Origin of the sequence: Mycobacterium asiaticum (genome assembly GCF_001673635.1) — a bacterium.
GTDB lineage: Bacteria > Actinomycetota > Actinomycetes > Mycobacteriales > Mycobacteriaceae > Mycobacterium > Mycobacterium asiaticum_C.
On record NZ_LZMH01000074.1, the window covers coordinates 73,043 to 90,158 of the forward strand.

The window sequence follows — 17,116 nt, forward strand, 5'->3', positions numbered from 1 at the left end:
ATGGCAGATCTATCCCCGGATATTCCGCGTACCAGCGCCGCCGTCGTCGAACGCACCCACCACGACCCTGACCAGGGTGGGCATTTCGGCGTCTACGGCGGCCGCTACGTTCCCGAGGCGCTCATGGCAGTGATCGACGAGGTCACCACCGCCTACGAGAAAGAACGCGTCAACCAGGATTTCCTGGACACCCTGGACAAGCTGCAGAAGCACTACGCGGGTCGCCCGTCGCCGTTGTACGAGACCACCCGCCTCGGTGACCACGCCGGGGGAGCGCGGATCTTCCTGAAACGAGAAGACCTGAACCACACCGGTTCTCACAAGATCAACAACGTGCTCGGCCAGGCATTGCTGGCTCGCCGGATGGGTAAGACCCGGGTGATCGCCGAGACTGGGGCAGGACAGCACGGCGTCGCCACCGCCACCGCCTGCGCGCTGCTGGGTTTGGACTGCATCATCTACATGGGTGCGGTCGACACGGCGCGCCAGGCGCTCAACGTGGCGCGGATGCGACTGCTCGGGGCGAAGGTTGTGTCGGTGGAGACCGGGTCCAGGACGCTCAAGGATGCCATCAACGAGGCGTTCCGGGACTGGGTGACCAACGCCGACAACACCTACTACTGCTTCGGGACCGCGGCGGGCCCGCACCCGTTTCCCACCATGGTGCGTGACTTCCAGCGCATCATCGGGCTGGAGGCCCGTGTGCAGATCCAGCAGCAGGCGGGCCGGCTGCCCGATGCGGTCGTGGCGTGTGTCGGCGGCGGATCCAACGCGATCGGCATCTTCCATGCGTTCCTCGACGACCCCGGCGTGCGGCTGGTCGGTTACGAGGCCGCCGGCGACGGCGTCGAAACCGGCAGGCACGCGGCGACTTTCACCGGTGGATCGCCGGGTGCGTTCCAGGGGTCGTTCTCCTACCTGCTGCAGGACGAGGACGGCCAAACCATCGAATCGCACTCCATCTCAGCGGGTTTGGACTATCCCGGGGTCGGGCCCGAGCACGCCTATCTCAAAGACATCGGGCGGGTGCAGTACGCGCCGATCACCGACACCGAGGCCATGGAGGCGTTCGGTCTGCTGTCACGGTCCGAAGGCATCATCCCGGCAATCGAATCCGCACACGCCGTCGCGGGCGCGCTGAAGCTGGGCGCCGAATTGGGCAGGGGTGCCGTCATCGTGGTGAACCTGTCCGGTCGCGGTGACAAGGACGTCGAGACCGCCGCGAAGTGGTTCGGCCTGCTGGACGAGTGATGACAGTGGAGCACAGCGCAGTAAGCAGACTGGGGTCGTTGTTCGAGGCGTGCGCGGCGGACAACCGCGCGGCGTTGATCGGTTATCTGCCGACCGGCTTCCCCGACGTGCCGACGTCGGTGCAGGCGATGACGACGTTGGTCGAATCCGGTTGCGACATCGTCGAAGTCGGCGTGCCGTATTCGGATCCGGGCATGGACGGTCCGACCATCCAGCGGGCCACCGAGCAGGCGTTGAGCGGGGGAGTGCGGGTGCGTGACACCCTGGCCGCGGTCGAGGCGATCAGCAAGGCCGGCGGACATGCGGTGGTCATGACCTACTGGAATCCGGTGCTGCGCTACGGAGTTGACGCCTTTGCCCGGGACCTGGCCGCGGCAGGCGGGCGGGGTTTGATCACGCCCGACCTGATTCCGGACGAGGCACAGCAATGGCTGGCGGCCTCCGAGGACCACGGCCTGGATCGCATCTTTTTGGTGGCGCCGTCGTCGACGCCCGAACGATTGGTCGCCACGGTCGAGGCGTCCCGCGGGTTCGTCTACGCGGCCTCGACGATGGGAGTGACCGGTGCGCGCGATGCGGTGTCGCACGCCGCGCCTGAGTTGGTGGGGAGGGTGAAGGCGGTGTCCGACATACCCGTTGGCGTGGGCCTGGGCGTGCGATCAGGACAGCAGGCCGCCCAGATCGGCAGCTACGCCGACGGCGTGATCGTTGGGTCGGCGTTGGTGTCCGCGCTCGGCGAGGGTCTGCCAGCGCTGCAGGCGTTGACCGAGGAACTCGCGGCTGGTGTGCGCCGGAAGGCCTCAGCATGAGAACGACTTTGCTTGCTTACATTCCCAGCCCGCCGCGCGGGGTCTGGCACCTTGGGCCGCTGCCCATCCGGGCCTACGCGTTCTTCATCATTCTGGGGATCCTGATCGCGCTGTTGATCGGGGACCGACGCTGGGCGGCCCGCGGCGGCGAGCGCGGAGTGGTCTATGACATCGCGCTGTGGATAGTGCCGTTCGGTCTGATCGGCGGCCGGCTGTATCACCTGGCTACCGATTGGCAGACCTACTGGGGACCCGGCGGCGCCGGTATCGGTGCGGCGATTCGGATCTGGGACGGCGGCCTTGGCATTTGGGGCGCCGTCGCGCTGGGCGTGGTGGGCGCCTGGATCGGTTGTCGGCGTCGCGATATCCCGTTGCCGGCGTTCATCGACGCCGTCGCTCCCGGGGTGGTGTTGGCCCAGGCCATCGGCCGGCTCGGGAATTACTTCAACCAAGAGCTGTACGGCCGCGAGACGACGCTGCCGTGGGGTCTGGAGATCTTCTACCGCCGCGACCCAGCCGGGTTTGTCGACGTGCATTCGTTGGACGGGGTGTCCACTGGTCAGGTCGCGCTCGTCGTGCAACCGACCTTCCTTTACGAGTTGCTGTGGAACCTGCTGGTATTCGCTGCCCTGCTCTACCTCGATCGCCGATTTGCGCTCGGCCATGGACGACTGTTCGCGTCGTACGTGGCGCTGTACTGCGTCGGGCGTTTCGGCGTGGAGTTGCTGCGCGACGACACCGCCACGCATATCGCCGGCATCCGCATCAACACATTCACGTCGACGTTCGTGTTCATCGGCGCGGTCGTGTACGCCATCCTGGCGCCGAAGGGTCGCGAGGATCCGGCGTCGCTGCGGGGCCGATCCGGCGCCGACGAGCGGGAGCCGGAATTGGCGACCGTCGGTGCGGGGAACGCGGCGGCCGCAGCCGCTGAGGGTGCTGACTCGGCAGAGAGCACTGGGTCCGTCTCTGCGTCCTCCGAAGGCGAGCCGGAGCTGGAGATCGCGGAAGTCGAGGCGGCGCTGGCCGAGGCGGAGCAGGACGGGGAGGCCGAGCCGGAGGCCGAGGAGCCCACGTCTGAGCAGGCCGAGGCAATCGTCGATGCGGCCGAAGCATCGGACGCCGACGAGGCTGATGGTGAGGCGGTGCTGGAGGAAGCCGAGGCCGAATCCGCCGAGGCTGACGCTGTCGAGGAAGCGATCGAGGAGGCCGAAGCTGCCGAGCCCGAGGTAGCGGCCGGGGAGCCCAAGTCCGAGCAGGCCGAGGCTATCGAAGCGGCAGCCGAGCAAGCTGAAGAGTCCGACGCCGATGAGGCCGATGCCGAGGCGGTGCTGGACGAACCTGAGGAAGTCGAGCCCGAACCCGCCGAGGCTGACGCTGTCGAGGAAGCGGTCGAGGAGGCCGCAGCTGGGAAGCTCGAGCTAGCGGCCGAGGAGCCCAAGTCCGAGCAGGTCGAGGCTATCGAGGAAGCAGCCGAGGAAGACGAGCCCGAGCGGGCCGAAGCCATCGAGGAAGCAGCCGAAGTAGCGGCAGCCGACGAGCCGGAACTCGAGGAGCCCGAAGCCGACCCGGCCGACGCCGCCGAAGCCGAGGCCGAGGTGTTGCCGGAGGAGCCGAAGTCCGAGCAGGCCGAAGCTATCGACGATGCAACCGCCGAAGATGTCGAACAGGATGAGGACGTCGAGGACTCTGCTGAAGCCGACGCTGAAGACGAAGCAGTGGCCGACGAGCCCGACGAGCCCGACGAGTCCGGGGATGCCGAAAGCGAATCGGCCGCCGATCAGCCGGAGAGCGCTACCGAGGAGCCGGCGACCGAGCAAACGACCTCAGACGCCGACGACGCCGCTGCCGACGAACCCGAACCCACCCCCGCCCCGGCTCCGCAGCAAACCGCCGAACCAGAACGGCGGCGCTGGTCATTGCGGCGCAGACGGCAGCGGCCGTAACGCCCACCGGCCAGCGGCCGACCCTTCAGCGACGGCAACGCAGGTCCAGCCAACCTCGGCGAAGATCTGGCATGCTGAATCCGTGACTGAACAGCCCTGGTCCGGTGCTCCGCAGCCCGGCCCCTCCTACGAGGGGCAGGGATATCCGCCACCGCCCTTCCCGCCGCCATACCCGTCGTACCCGCAATACGCAGCGGGCTACGACCCGTCGGCGCCGTACGGTCGGCATCCCATTACCGGCCAACCCTATTCGGACAAATCGAAGACTGTCGCCGGCCTGCTGCAGCTACTCGGGCTGTTCGGCCTAGCGGGCATCGGGCGCATGTACGCGGGCTACGTCGGGCTTGGCGTTGCGCAACTGCTCGTCGGCTGGCTGACGTGCGGGCTGGGTGCGGTTGTCTGGGGCACCATCGACGCGCTGCTGATTCTGACCGACAAGGTCACTGACCCGCTGGGTCGCCCGATGCGCGATGGCACCTGATCGGAATAACACCGGTACGACCCGGGATCGGCGTCGCGGCCCTGCCGTCGTCGGCGCCGCCGCGGCGCTCTCCGGCGCCCTGCTCTACATCGGGCTCGCCGACCCGCACAGTCCCCACGCCGTCTACCCGCAGTGCCCGTTCAAGTGGCTCACCGGCTGGAACTGCCCGGCCTGCGGCGGTCTGAGGATGACCCACGATCTCCTGCACGGTGATCTTGCGGCCAGCATCAACGACAACGCGTTCCTGCTCGTCGCCGTCCCGTTGCTGGCGGCGTGGGTCCTGGTGCGCCGGTTGCGCGGCCAGTCCTGGTTACCCGTGCCCACCGTCGCCGTAGTCGTGGTCCTGATGACCGCTTGGACGGTCGTCCGCAATTTGCCTGGCTTTCCATTGGTGCCCACCGTCCTCAGCGGCTGACGACGCACGGATGATTCCGCCGCGCTGTGCGTTCCCGGCACCCATCACACAAAGCGCGACTATGCTTTGACGTCGTGACTAGACGCGGAAAGATCGTCTGCACTCTCGGGCCTGCCACCCAACAGGATGACCTCGTCAAAGCGCTGGTCGAAGCCGGTATGGACGTCGCCCGAATGAACTTCAGCCACGGCGATTACAGCGATCACGAGGCCGCCTACAAGCGGGTTCGCGCCGCTTCGGACGCCACCGGACGCGCGGTCGGGGTGCTCTGTGACCTGCAGGGGCCGAAAATCCGGTTGGGGCGGTTCGCCGACGGGCCGACGCATTGGCGGGACGGCGAGACCATCCGGATCACCGTCGCGGACTGCGAAGGCAGTCACGACCGCGTGTCCACGACGTACAAGAGATTGGCCCAAGACGCTTCGGCCGGTGACCGGGTGCTGGTCGACGACGGCAAGGTCGGCCTCATCGTCGACCACGTCGACGGGGACGACGTGGTCTGCAAGGTCGTCGAGGGCGGACCGGTCAGCAACAACAAAGGAATCTCGCTGCCGGGGATGAACGTGTCGGCGCCCGCCCTGTCGGAGAAGGACATCGAGGACCTCACGTTCGCGCTGAACCTGGGTGTCGACATGGTGGCGCTGTCTTTCGTGCGCTCGCCTTCGGACGTCGAACTCGTTCACGAGGTGATGGACCGGGTGGGGCGGCGGGTTCCGGTGATCGCCAAGCTGGAGAAGCCCGAAGCCATTGACAACCTCGAAGCGATCGTGTTGGCGTTCGACGCCGTCATGGTGGCCCGCGGCGATCTGGGTGTCGAACTGCCGCTGGAAGAGGTCCCGCTGGTGCAGAAACGGGCCATCCAGATGGCCCGGGAGAACGCCAAGCCGGTAATCGTGGCGACGCAGATGCTCGATTCGATGATCGAGAACTCGCGGCCCACCCGCGCGGAGGCTTCGGACGTGGCCAACGCCGTTCTCGACGGCGCGGACGCCTTGATGCTGTCCGGCGAAACCTCGGTGGGCAAGTATCCGCTGCAGGCCGTGAAGACGATGTCTCGGATCGTGTGCGCGGTCGAGGAGAATTCCACGGCGGCGCCGCCGCTGACGCACGTGCCCCGCACCAAGCGGGGGGTGATCTCCTACGCCGCACGCGACATCGGCGAGCGGCTCGACGCCAAGGCGTTGGTCGCGTTCACGCAGTCCGGCGACACCGTGCGCCGGCTGGCTCGCTTGCATACACCGCTGCCGCTGCTGGCTTTCACCGACCTGCCCGAGGTACGCAGCCAGCTCGCGATGACGTGGGGCACCGAAACGTTCATCGTCCCGCACATGAAGACGACGGACGGCATGATCCGCGAGGTGGACAAGTCGCTGCTGGCATTGGGGCGGTACAAGCGAGGTGACCTGGTGGTCATCGTCGCCGGTGCGCCGCCGGGCACCGTCGGCTCCACGAACCTGATCCACGTGCACCGGATCGGCGAGGACGACGTCTGATTGTCTGATTTCCAGGAACTGCTGGATGTATTGAGCCTCAACAGAATTGACGAGCATCTATTCAGCGGCTCCCATCCCAGCAAGACCCCGATGCGGACGTTCGGCGGGCAGCTCATGGCGCAGTCGTTCGTTGCCGCCAGCCGTACCCTGACCCGCGGCGACCTGCCGCCGAGCGCGTTGTCCGCGCATTTCGTCAACGGCGGCGACACGTCGAAGGACATCGAGTTCCACGTCGTGCCGCTGCGCGACGAACGCCGTTTCGCCAACCGGCGCGTCGATGCCGTGCAGGACGGAATGTTGTTGTCCTCGGCGATGGTTTCGTACATGTCGGGTGGCCGCGGCCTCGAGCACGCCGTCGACCCGCCCGCCGTCGCGGAGCCGGAAACCCTGCCGCCCATCAAGGAGTTGCTGCGCGGCTACGAGACGACCGTCCCGCTGTTCGTCAACGCGCTGCAACCCGTGGACTGGCGCTACACCAACGACCCGGCCTGGGTGATGCGGGACAAAGGCAATCGACTGGACTACAACCGGGTTTGGCTCAAGGCGCTGGGCACGGTGCCCGAGGATCCGGTGCTGCACACCGCGACGCTGCTGTATTCCTCGGACACCACCGTGCTGGATTCGGTCATCACCCGACATGGGCTGTCGTGGGGGTTCGACCGGATTTTCGCTGCCTCGGCCAATCATTCGGTGTGGTTTCACCGGCAGGTCGACTTCAATGACTGGGTGTTGTATTCGACGAGCTCACCGGTCGCCGCGGACTCGCGCGGACTGGGCACCGGGCACTTCTTCGATCGCTCGGGGCAGGTCGTCGCCTCGGTGGTGCAGGAAGGCGTCCTGAAATACTTCCCCGCCGTCCGCTAGTCCCCGCGCGAGCAGACGCTAAAGCCCCAAATCCCCCGGCGTGTCGGGGACTTTCGCGTCTGCTCGCGCTGGGAACGGGAGGCGTAACGTCGTGGTAGGCGCAGCTCGACGAGGAGGTGCGGGTGAAACAGCCGACGGTCCATTTCCTACCCGGCCTGCACGCATTGCGTGCGCGCGAACGTGTTGTCCTGCACGCCGATTCGCTGCGCGCCCGCTACACCAGTGCGGTTGCTCTGCTGCTCGCGGCATGCCTGCTGTTCGCCGTGCTTGCCCACTCCGGTCGACTGGGGTGGTGCTTGACCATTTTGGCGGCGGCGATGCTGATCACGCGCGGGATTTTCCTGGGGCGCCCGGTCACGGCGATGCATGCGGGGGCCGCCGCTGCTTTGCTGGTAGCGGGGATGGGGGCGCACGTGCTGTCGCTGGATGTGCTCGGTCAGACCATAATCGCCGGATGCGGCTTGGCCCTGATGTGGCCGACGGTCGCGCGTCCGAAACCTGCCGATCTGCCGCGGGTCTGGGCGCTGATCGATGCCACCAAGAACGATCCCTTGTCACCGTTCGCCATGCAGACGGGCAAGTGCTATCACTTCGACGTCACCGGCACCGCGGCGCTGGCCTACCGGACCCGATTGGGATTCGCGGTGGTCAGCGGGGACCCCATCGGTGACGAAACGCGGTTCGCGGACCTGGTGACCGACTTCGCCCTACTGTGTCACACCCGCGGCTGGCGGATCGTGGTCGTCGGCTGCGGTGAGCGTTGGCTCTGGTTGTGGACTCCCGCCGCCATCGGACAATCGTTGCGCCCCATACCGATCGGTCGGGATGTCGTCGTTGACGCGACCCATTTCGAGCTGGCTGGGCGGAGGTTTCGAAATCTGCGTCAGGCGGTGAAACGCACCCACAACTTCGGAATCAGCACCGAAATCGTCGCCGAGCGCGAAGTCGACGATCGTCTGCGCGCGGAGTTGAGGTCAGTGCTGCTGGACTCGCGGAAGGGAGCGCACACCGATCGCGGTTTCTGCATGAACCTGGACGGCGTACTGGAGGGCCGCTATCCCGGGACGCAGCTGATCATTGCCAGGGATGCGTCGGGCACTGTGCAGGGCTTCCACCGATACGCGACGGCGGGCGGCGGCAGTGACCTGACGCTCGACGTGCCGTGGCGCCGCCGGGGAGCGCCCAACGGCATCGACGAACGGCTTGCCGTCGATATGATCGTCGCCGCCAGAGAAGCTGGGGCTCAACGGGTCTCACTGGCCTTCGCGGCGTTCACCGATCTCTTCGGGGACGAGCGACGTGGCCTGGTAGCGCGGTGCTGTTATCTGCTGCTCCATCAGTTGGACCCGTTGATCGCGCTCGAGTCGCTGGATCGGTATGTCCGCAAGTTCCACGCCATGGACACGCGGCGCTACGCCTTGGTCACTCTTGCCCAGACGGTGCCGCTGGCTTTCGTCCTGCTGACGCTGGAGTTCATGCCGCGTCGACGACGGCTTTGATCACAAGCTCCGCACACCGAACGTCTTTGGGTAAGTGGTGAGTCGCCACCACCACGGTTTTGCCGTCGCCGATCAACCCGGCACCCGGAACCAGCAGCCGGCGCAGCACCCGTTCGGAGTCGGAAGCGTCGAGATGCTCGGTGGGTTCGTCGAGCAGCACGACGCCTGCGGGGGACAGGATCGCTCGGGCCAACAGCAACCGCCGGCGCTGGCCGGCCGAGACGGCTTGCGCGCCACCGGTCAACACGGTGGACAACCCGTCGGGCAGACCGGCCAGCCAGGCACCCAGCCCCACCGCTTCCAGTGCGTCGGTCAACTCCTCGTCGTCGCAGTCACCGCGGACCACCAGCAGATTGTCTCGCACCGTGGTGGCGAAGATGTGTGCGTCCTCGGCGAAAAAGCAGACCGCCGAACGCAGTTCGGATTCACGGATTCGCTGCAGGTCGACTCCGTCCAACGTCACCGCGCCATCCACCGGCGGCAGCAGGCCGGCCAGCGTCATCAGCAGCGTCGTCTTACCGGATCCGCTGGGTCCCGTCACGGCCAGCCGGGCGCCCGGCGCGAGGTCGACCGTGACGCGGTTGCTGACGGCCGCGGAGTGACCGGCCACCACGTCAGCCGACAGCCGCCCGACGGGCCGGCCGGGTGACACCGCGGCCTCGGCCGGACCCTTGGTGACGGGCGGGGCCAGCGTCAGCAGGCGGTGAGCGGCGATCCTGGACCTCGTCAACTGCACCGCGGCCGCCGGCAACACACTGGTGGCCTCAAAGGCGGCCAGCGGCAACAACATCAGGACCGCCAGGGTCGTCGGTGCAACCCCGGGGCCCATGCCGATAGCGGCCACCACCGCGCCGAGCACGCTGACGCCGATGGCGGCGGTCGGAATGGCTTCGGCGAGCGCGGCCGGCCGGGCGGCGGTGTCGGCCGCGGCGCCCCAGGCCCGTTGCTGGCGTTGCGATTCGGCGATGACGCCGGGCAGCGCACCCGCGACCCGCAGTTCGGGCGCGTGCTGCAGCGCCAGGATCGCCGCGGTGTCGCGCTCGGTGTGGTGCTGGTCGGCGACCGCTTCCTGCGCGGCGGCGGCGCGGCCGGCCAGGCCCGGCGCCAGCACCCCGGCCATGGCCAAACAGACCGCCAGCACCACTGCCGCCGGCGGCGAGATCAGCCCGACGGCCACGACGCCTGCCACCGAGAGCACCGCCGCAACGCCGATCGGGACCAGCGCGCGCACCAGCACGTCGGCCAGGGCATCCACGTCAGCGCCCACCCGGGCCACCAGCTCGCCGCTGTGCAGCCGGACGGCGCCGGCCGCCGGCCCCGTCGCCAGGCGGCGATAAATCTGTGCACGGGCGCTGCCAGCGGCCCGCAACGCGGCGTCGTGGGTGGCCAGGCGCTCGCAATAACGCAGCAGGCCACGCGAAATCGCGAACGTCCGCACCGCGACCACGGCCACCGACAGATCGAGCACCGGCGGCATTTGTGCGGCCCGGGTGATCAGCCATGCCGAAACCCCCGCCAGGGCCAGCGCGCTGCCCAACGACAGCACCCCGAGCGCGATGGCTGCCAGGAGGCGGGGGACACGTGGCCGCAGCAGCTCAGCGACGGCTGTCCGAAGCTCAGACCGGCGCATACCGCGCCTCGCTGCCGGCGAATACCTCGACAACCTGGTCACCGATGGCCACAACCGGCCCGCGGTGTCCGACCACCACGACCGTGGCACCGGCGCGGGCGCGCGCGACAATCGCCCGCAGCACCCGCTCCTCGGTGGCGGCGTCCAGGTGCGCGGTCGGTTCGTCGAGCAGCAGCACCGGTGCCGACGATCCCAGTGCCCGGGCCAGACCCAGCCGTTGCCGCTGGCCCAGTGACAGTCCGACCCCGCCGCGGCCAAGCATCGTGTCCAACCCGTCGGGCAGGGTGGCCAGCACATCATCGAATCCCGCTGCAGCACAAGCGGTGTCGATATCATCGAGATTGCCGAGCAGCAGCAGGTTTTCGCGCACCGTTCCCGGAACCAGCACCGGACGCTGTGGTAACCAAGACAACTGGCGCCACCACCGCGCGGGGGCCAGTTCGGCGAGGTCGACGCCGTCGACGGTGACCCGGCCCGACGCCGGCGTGGTGAGTCCGGCGATCACCTGCAATGTGGTGCTTTTGCCCGCGCCGTTCCGGCCGGTCAGCACCGTCACCTGGCCGGGTTCGACGACCGCGCTCAGACCGTCCGGCGCGTAGCCCTTTCGGGTTGCAACAGTGAGGTTTTCCAAGCGGATCCGCGCGCCGCGGGCGGTAATCGTGCGTTGCGCGGACGCCGCCGGTTCCGGTTCTCCGATGAGCGCGAACGCCCGGTCGGCCGCCGCCCGCCCGTCCTGGGCGGCGTGAAATTCGGCTCCGATGCGGCGCAGCGGCCAGTACACGTCCGGCGCCAGCAGCAGCACTGTCAACCCGACCGTGAGGCTCATTTCGCCGAACACCAGGCGCAGCCCGATACTGACCGCGACCAGCGCCACCCCTAGCGTGGCCAATAACTCCAGCACCAGCGCCGACAGGAACGCGATCCGCAACGTCGCCATCGCCGAACGTCGATGCGCCGCACTGAGTTCGCTGATGCGTCGCTCCGGACCGGACGCCCGGCCCAACGCCCGCAACGTGGGGATGCCGGCGATCAGATCCAGCAGCCGCGACTGCAGAGTCGTCATGGCCGTCAGGGCGGCGGCCGACCGTTGGGCCGTGGCCAACCCGATCAACACCATGAAGATCGGTATCAGCGGCAGCGTCACCACCACGATGACCATCGACGTCAGGTCGTACAGCGCGATCACCAGCACGGTGGCCGGGGTCAGGATCGCCGCGAGCAGCAGGGTGGGCAGATACCCGGTGAAATAGGGCCGCAGCCCGTCCAGCCCGCGGGTGACCACCACCGCGGCGGAGTCACGCTGCTCGGCCAGCTCGTGGGGCTGGCGGCCGGTCACCGCGGTCAGCACCTGGCCGCTGAGGTCGGCGATCACCGCGCTGGCCCCGCGCTGCCCCAACCGTGCCTGCAGCCAGTGGGCAATCGTGCGAATAGCCCACAGTCCGAACACAATCGACATCGGGACCGCCCAGCAGCGCAGGCAGCGCGCCGACGGGTCGGTCGCCACCCGCGCCACCATGCCGCCCAGCACGATCGCCGCCGCGATCGCGCAGCCCGAGATCACCACCCCGCAGCCCACCGCGGCCAGCAAGTAGCCACGTAACGCCGCGGATGCCCGCAACAGCCGTGGGTCCAGTGGCGCTCGAGAGCTACTCAGGACGGACGCCTTCTGAGCCCGATCGAGGCCGGGATCCGGTCAGCGGAGATGCGTTGCCGGAACACCCAATACGTCCACCCCTGATAGACCACCGTCAGTGGCACCATGATCGCGGTCACCCAGGTCATGATCTTGAGCGTGTAGGGCGTCGACGAGGCGTTGTAGATGGTGACATTCCATTGGCTGTTCAGGGTCGAGGGCACCAGGTTGGGATACAGCGAGCCGAACAGCAATACCACCACGCTGGCGACCACCAGCAGCGTGCAGAAGAAAGCCCACCCGTCGGACACGCGTCGCCACACCAGCAGCACCGCCGCCGACATGGCGACCACGGCCGCGCCCAACGGTGCCCAGGTCCAGTTCTTTCCGTGCGCCAGCTGCGTCCAAATGCCAAACCCGGCGACCAAACCCGTCGCCGGGAGCGTCAGCCACAGCGCGAACCGGTGAGCGTCGTCGCGGATGGGGCCCTCGGTTTTCAGCGACACGAACACCGCACCGTAGAACAGGAACAAGCCGGCCGTGGCCAGACCGCCCAGCAGCGTGTACGGGTTCAGCACGTCACCGATCGACAAATGCACCTGTCCGTCGGCGTCCACCGGCAGGCCGCGCAGCAGGATCGCGAATGCCGTGCCCCACAACACGGCTGGCAGCCACGACCCGGCGGCGATCGCCAGGTCGGCCCAGCCCCGCCATTTCGGGTCGTCCACCTTGCCGCGCCATTCGATGGCCACGACGCGGACGATCATGCCGAACAGGATGGCCAGCAGTGGTAAGAACAGGGCCGAGAACATGGTGGCATACCAGCCCGGGAAGGCGGCGAACATGGCCGCACCCGCGGTGATCAGCCACACTTCGTTCGCGTCCCACACCGGGCCGATCGTGTTCAGCGCCGCACGTCGATGAGACTCCTTGTCGCCCTTGCCGACTAACGCAAAGGGCGCCATCAGCATGCCGACACCGAAGTCGAAACCCTCGAGGATGAAGAAACCGAGAAACAGCGCTGCGATGAGGCCGAACCACAACTCCTGCAGATTCATCGGTCAGCTCCTTTCGCGGGACGGCCCGCCGGACGGCTCAGTAGCGCTCAGTACGCGAACGACAGGGGTTTCACCTGCTCCGCATCCGATTCCTGGTTTGATGGCGGCGCCGCGGGTTCGGCGTCGTGTTCCTGGGGGCCTTCCACGATGTAGCGCTTGAGCAGCCAGAACCAGATGACCGCGAGCACGGCATAGATCAGCGTGAAGGTGGTGAGCGAGGTGATCACCATGCCGGGCGCGTGGTGGGAGACCCCGGCAGCGACGTTGAGGTGCACACTCTGGTCGCCGGTGGGATTGGGCACGACAAGCCAAGGCTGGCGGCCCATTTCGGTGAACACCCAGCCGGCACTGTTGGCCAGGAACGGGGTGGGAATGGTCAGCAGCGCGAACCACGCGAACCAGCGCTGACCAGGGATCCGGCCACGGCGGGTCAGCCACAACGCCACCAAAGCGAACAGCACCGGAACCGCCAGCAGGCCGATCATCATGCGGAACGACCAATAGGTGACAAACAGGTTGGGGCGGTAGTCATTCGGCCCGAACCGCTGTTGGTAGTCCCGCTGGATGTCGCGCACGCCCTGCAGCTTGACGCCGTCGAACTTGCCCTCGGCCAGGAACGGCAGCACGTAGGGAACTTCGATCACGCGGGTGAGGGCGTCGCAATTGTTCTGCCGACCGACCGTCAGGATCGAGAAGTCCGGATCAACCGCGGTGTCGCACAACGATTCTGCCGACGCCATCTTCATCGGCTGCTGTTGGAACATCAGCTTGCCCTGGAAGTCGCCGGTGAAGAACAACCCGACGGCGGCGAGCAACACCACCCAGCACCCCAGCACGGTGGCCGGGCGATACATCGCTCGGGTGCCCGGGTCCACAGGGCTCGTCTGCGACCGGACCAACCACCATGCGCTGACGGCGGCGACGAAGGTGCCCGCGGTCAATAGCGCGCCGGCGACGGTGTGCGCGAAGGCGGTAAGGCCGGTGTTGTTGGTGAGCAACGTCAGGATGTTGGTCAACTCGGCCCGGCGGGTCTCCGGGTTGTAATGCACACCCACCGGGTGCTGCATGAACGAGTTCGCCGAGATGATGAAGAAGGCGGACACGTTGACGCCGATGGCGACGATCCAAATGCAGGCCAGGTGCACCAGTTTGGGCAGCCGCCCCCACCCGAAGATCCACAAGCCGATGAACGTCGATTCGAAGAAGAACGCGAGCAGACCCTCCATCGCCAGCGGTGCGCCGAAGACGTCGCCGACGAAGCGCGAATACTCGCTCCAGTTCATCCCGAATTGGAATTCCTGGACGATGCCGGTGGCCACCCCGATGGCGAAGTTGATCAGGAATAACTTCCCGAAGAACTTGGTCAGCCGGTACCACGCGACATTGTCGGTGGCCACCCAGGCGGTCTGCATGACCGCCAGCAGCGGCGCCAGACCGATGGTCAGCGGCACGAAAATGAAGTGGTAGACGGTGGTGATACCGAACTGCCACCGCGATATGTCGACGACATTCATTGTCATCTCCCGGGGCCGCGGGGATAAGCGTAGTAACTACGACAGAGTGTAGTAGTTAGCCGGAGCGCGCGCTAGCGCAAGGTGTGTGATGCCTTGCGGATGCCGAACGCGGAGACGACCTCGAACACGCCGATCACCACCAGCCAGATGCCGACCACCAGGGCCAGCGTGATGATCGACTCGAATGGCGAAGCCATCACCACGATCCCCGCGAGCAGGCTGATCACGCCGATGAAGATCTGCCAGCCCCGACCGGGCAGGTGCGGATCGCTGATCGCCGACACCGTCGTCGCGACGCCACGGAAGATGAACCCGACCCCGATCCAGATCGCCAACAGCAGCACGGCGTTGCCAAAATGCCGGAATGCCAGCACTGCCAGGATCAGTGATGCGGCACCGCTGATGAACAGCAGGATGCGGCTACCGGCCGAGACGTGCAGCGAGAACGCGAACACGACTTGGGCGGCGCCGGTGATCAGCAGGTAGACGCCGAAGGCAATGGCCGCCGCGAGCACCGATATCTGCGGCCATGCCAGCACGACGACACCCAAAACGACCGACAGGATTCCCGACACCAGAGTCGACTTCCACAGGTGGGGCAACAGACTGGGCGGCGACTGCGGTGCGGGGGTTGTTGCAGGACTTGATTCCATCGCACCAGTGTGACGCATGTGGCGGTTTCGGTATAGGGTCTTTCGGTCCTACACACGCGCCGCGCGCACGTCCTCGGTACGCATGTCAGCGGGCTCGTCCACCGGCTTGCGGCCGACCAGATACCAGGTGCGCATCAGGCCTTTGCCCTTGACGTCGATGAGGCCCCGTTCGCGCAGCACGAAGTCGTCCTTGAGCCGTTCGTAGACTTCGTCGGGCACCTGGATCTGGCCGACGGAGTCGGTGGTCTCCATCCGGGAGGCGACGTTGACGGCGTCGCCCCACACGTCGTAGAAGAAGCGGCGCGAACCCACCACGCCGGCCACCACCGGACCGCTGGCCAGACCCACTCGCAGCGGGACCGCCCGCCCGTGCGGGTCCTTGAGAGATGTTGCGACGTCAACCATTTCGAGAGCGAAGTCGGCCAGCGCGTGCACGTGGTCGGGGCGTGGCCGCGGCACACCGCTGACCACCATGTAGCAGTCGCCGGTGACCTTGATCTTCTCCAGGTCGTGTTTGTCGACCAGTTCGTCGAAGGCGCCGTAGAGACGGTCCAGGAAGCGGACGAGGTCGGCCGGCGCGGTGCTGCTGGCGCGTTCGGTGAAACCGACGATGTCGGCGAACAGCACCGAAGCCTCGTCGTACTTGTCGGCGATGACCTGCCGTTCGGGTTCCTTGAGCCGCTCGGCAATGCTGGCCGGCAGCATGTTCGCCAGCAGCGCCTCGGAGCGGTCGTACTGCTCCTCCATGACCGCCTCCGCGCGTTCGGTGTCACGCAGGGCGAACCACATCGTGACGACCACCATGACGCACGCAGAGATCGTGGTGATGATGAAACCCGCCGATTGGGCCCAGGGCGGCTGCAGGCCGGTGTCGCGGGGGATGACGAATTCGGTCGTGATGACCAGCGCGGCGGCCACCGCCGCCAGGAAACTGGCCAAGACGATGTGTTCGGTGCCCAGCACGAGCACCACCAGGCAGGCGCCCACGATGAAGAACAGCTGCGCGCCCGAGCTGGTCCCCACGTCCCAGCAGCTGGCGAACACCGTGACATAGGCCGCGGTGATGAACGTCAGTGGGGCCACCAGGTCACCGAAGCGGTGCAGGGTCGGCACGATCGCGAAGATCAGCGCCGCGCAGATGTTGATTGAGACGACCTGCCACAGCCAGGTGCCCAGCAGCAACTGCATGAGGACGAAGCTGGCGCTGACGATCACCGCCAGCCAGGAGGTGATGTTGAGGATCCGGGCGCGGCGCGCAGCGCTGGCCGCGTAGTGCTGACGGATGTCGCGCGTCTGCGTGCGTACGGCGGCGACGCAGTCTGGCCGGCTTGCCGAGTGATCATCGCCAGCTGAAAGGGCACCGCAATTTTTCGCGGCCACGTGTCAAGAGTAACCGCCGAACTCGGCGTTTACCTCGCGTGCCGACAGGGACGGTTCGGCCGCGGGATTTTGCTGGCACCCACGGAAGAGGGGACTAGTCGAAGATGTCGGACTGGGCCGCCACCACTCTTGCGATCTCGCACAGCTTTACGTTCAGTTTTTGCGACGACGACCGCAGGATGTCGAAGGCTTCTTCGGCCGAGATGTTCCGCCTACCCAACAGGATGCCGTGGGTTCTGGCCGATTAGGTCACGGCTGTCGATCGCTTGATGCGGATGAGCCCTCGCAGTGTGCGTTTCGTGGCTAGCGCGATCATTTTCGTTTACGGCTGGGACCGTAGGGGCACGTGTTGCACAGTGGGCGGCGACCGGCAAGGGTTGAGCTGGTGTCGCCTGCGAGGCGGTCGGCGGGGTCAACCCCGTTGTTGAGCAGACAGCTCTGCCTTGCCGCCCGTCGCCCAAACGGCGTTACAAGGCTGCGCGGATGCTGT

15 protein-coding genes are annotated in these 17,116 nt (G+C 67.0%); 8 read left to right on the top strand and 7 right to left on the bottom strand.

What is annotated here, in order from left to right; genetic code table 11:
• The 8 genes from trpB (at nucleotide 1) to A5645_RS22735 (ending at nucleotide 8,758) form a co-directional block, all read left to right on the top strand.
• Complete coding sequence (gene trpB / locus A5645_RS22700) at nucleotides 1-1,251, top strand: tryptophan synthase subunit beta (protein ID WP_065131110.1); 1,251 nt, start codon at nucleotides 1-3, stop codon at nucleotides 1,249-1,251.
• Nucleotides 1,248-2,060, top strand: coding sequence for a tryptophan synthase subunit alpha (gene trpA, locus A5645_RS22705; RefSeq protein ID WP_155768126.1), 813 nt, complete (start codon nucleotides 1,248-1,250; stop codon nucleotides 2,058-2,060). Before trpB ends, trpA begins: the two co-directional genes overlap by 4 nt.
• On the top strand, nucleotides 2,057-4,006 hold the full coding sequence (locus A5645_RS22710) for a prolipoprotein diacylglyceryl transferase (RefSeq protein ID WP_065131111.1): 1,950 nt from the start codon (nucleotides 2,057-2,059) through the stop codon (nucleotides 4,004-4,006). The genes trpA and A5645_RS22710 overlap by 4 nt, the downstream gene beginning before the upstream one ends.
• 82 nt (nucleotides 4,007-4,088) lie before the next feature.
• On the top strand, nucleotides 4,089-4,487 hold the full coding sequence (locus tag A5645_RS28235; protein WP_081288504.1) for an NINE protein: 399 nt from the start codon (nucleotides 4,089-4,091) through the stop codon (nucleotides 4,485-4,487).
• Nucleotides 4,477-4,902 (top strand): DUF2752 domain-containing protein, encoded by a 426-nt coding sequence (locus A5645_RS22720; RefSeq protein WP_065131112.1) that lies wholly within the window; start codon nucleotides 4,477-4,479, stop codon nucleotides 4,900-4,902. The genes A5645_RS28235 and A5645_RS22720 overlap by 11 nt, the downstream gene beginning before the upstream one ends.
• 74 nt (nucleotides 4,903-4,976) lie before the next feature.
• Nucleotides 4,977-6,395 (top strand): pyruvate kinase, encoded by a 1,419-nt coding sequence (gene pyk, locus A5645_RS22725; protein WP_065035988.1) that lies wholly within the window; start codon nucleotides 4,977-4,979, stop codon nucleotides 6,393-6,395.
• On the top strand, nucleotides 6,396-7,259 hold the full coding sequence (locus A5645_RS22730) for an acyl-CoA thioesterase II (protein WP_065131113.1): 864 nt from the start codon (nucleotides 6,396-6,398) through the stop codon (nucleotides 7,257-7,259). It begins immediately after the preceding gene.
• Between the two features lie 116 nt (nucleotides 7,260-7,375).
• Nucleotides 7,376-8,758, top strand: coding sequence for a bifunctional lysylphosphatidylglycerol flippase/synthetase MprF (locus A5645_RS22735; protein ID WP_436405517.1), 1,383 nt, complete (start codon nucleotides 7,376-7,378; stop codon nucleotides 8,756-8,758).
• Here the strand turns inward: A5645_RS22735 and cydC are convergent.
• From cydC to A5645_RS27345, 7 genes are all read right to left on the bottom strand, one after another.
• A complete protein-coding gene (gene cydC / locus A5645_RS22740) occupies nucleotides 8,733-10,388 on the bottom strand; it encodes a thiol reductant ABC exporter subunit CydC (protein WP_065131115.1) in 1,656 nt (551 codons plus the stop codon). The two genes, A5645_RS22735 and cydC, sit on opposite strands and share 26 nt — an antisense overlap.
• A complete protein-coding gene (gene cydD, locus A5645_RS22745) occupies nucleotides 10,375-11,964 on the bottom strand; it encodes a thiol reductant ABC exporter subunit CydD (protein ID WP_065131133.1) in 1,590 nt (529 codons plus the stop codon). The genes cydC and cydD overlap by 14 nt, the downstream gene beginning before the upstream one ends.
• A gap of 74 nt (nucleotides 11,965-12,038) precedes the next feature.
• The gene (cydB, locus tag A5645_RS22750; protein ID WP_065131116.1) at nucleotides 12,039-13,079 is read right to left on the bottom strand and encodes a cytochrome d ubiquinol oxidase subunit II; all 1,041 of its coding nucleotides are present in this window, start codon (nucleotides 13,077-13,079) and stop codon (nucleotides 12,039-12,041) included.
• A gap of 47 nt (nucleotides 13,080-13,126) precedes the next feature.
• The gene (locus A5645_RS22755; RefSeq protein ID WP_065131134.1) at nucleotides 13,127-14,593 is read right to left on the bottom strand and encodes a cytochrome ubiquinol oxidase subunit I; all 1,467 of its coding nucleotides are present in this window, start codon (nucleotides 14,591-14,593) and stop codon (nucleotides 13,127-13,129) included.
• Nucleotides 14,594-14,664: 71 nt separating this feature from the next.
• The gene (locus A5645_RS22760) at nucleotides 14,665-15,264 is read right to left on the bottom strand and encodes an HdeD family acid-resistance protein (RefSeq protein ID WP_155768128.1); all 600 of its coding nucleotides are present in this window, start codon (nucleotides 15,262-15,264) and stop codon (nucleotides 14,665-14,667) included.
• A 30-nt stretch (nucleotides 15,265-15,294) separates the two neighbouring features.
• Complete coding sequence (locus A5645_RS22765) at nucleotides 15,295-16,626, bottom strand: adenylate/guanylate cyclase domain-containing protein (protein WP_065131117.1); 1,332 nt, start codon at nucleotides 16,624-16,626, stop codon at nucleotides 15,295-15,297.
• 94 nt (nucleotides 16,627-16,720) lie between these two features.
• Nucleotides 16,721-16,846, bottom strand: coding sequence for an ANTAR domain-containing protein (locus A5645_RS27345; RefSeq protein WP_216638335.1), 126 nt, complete (start codon nucleotides 16,844-16,846; stop codon nucleotides 16,721-16,723).
• Nucleotides 16,847-17,116 lie beyond the last annotated feature (270 nt).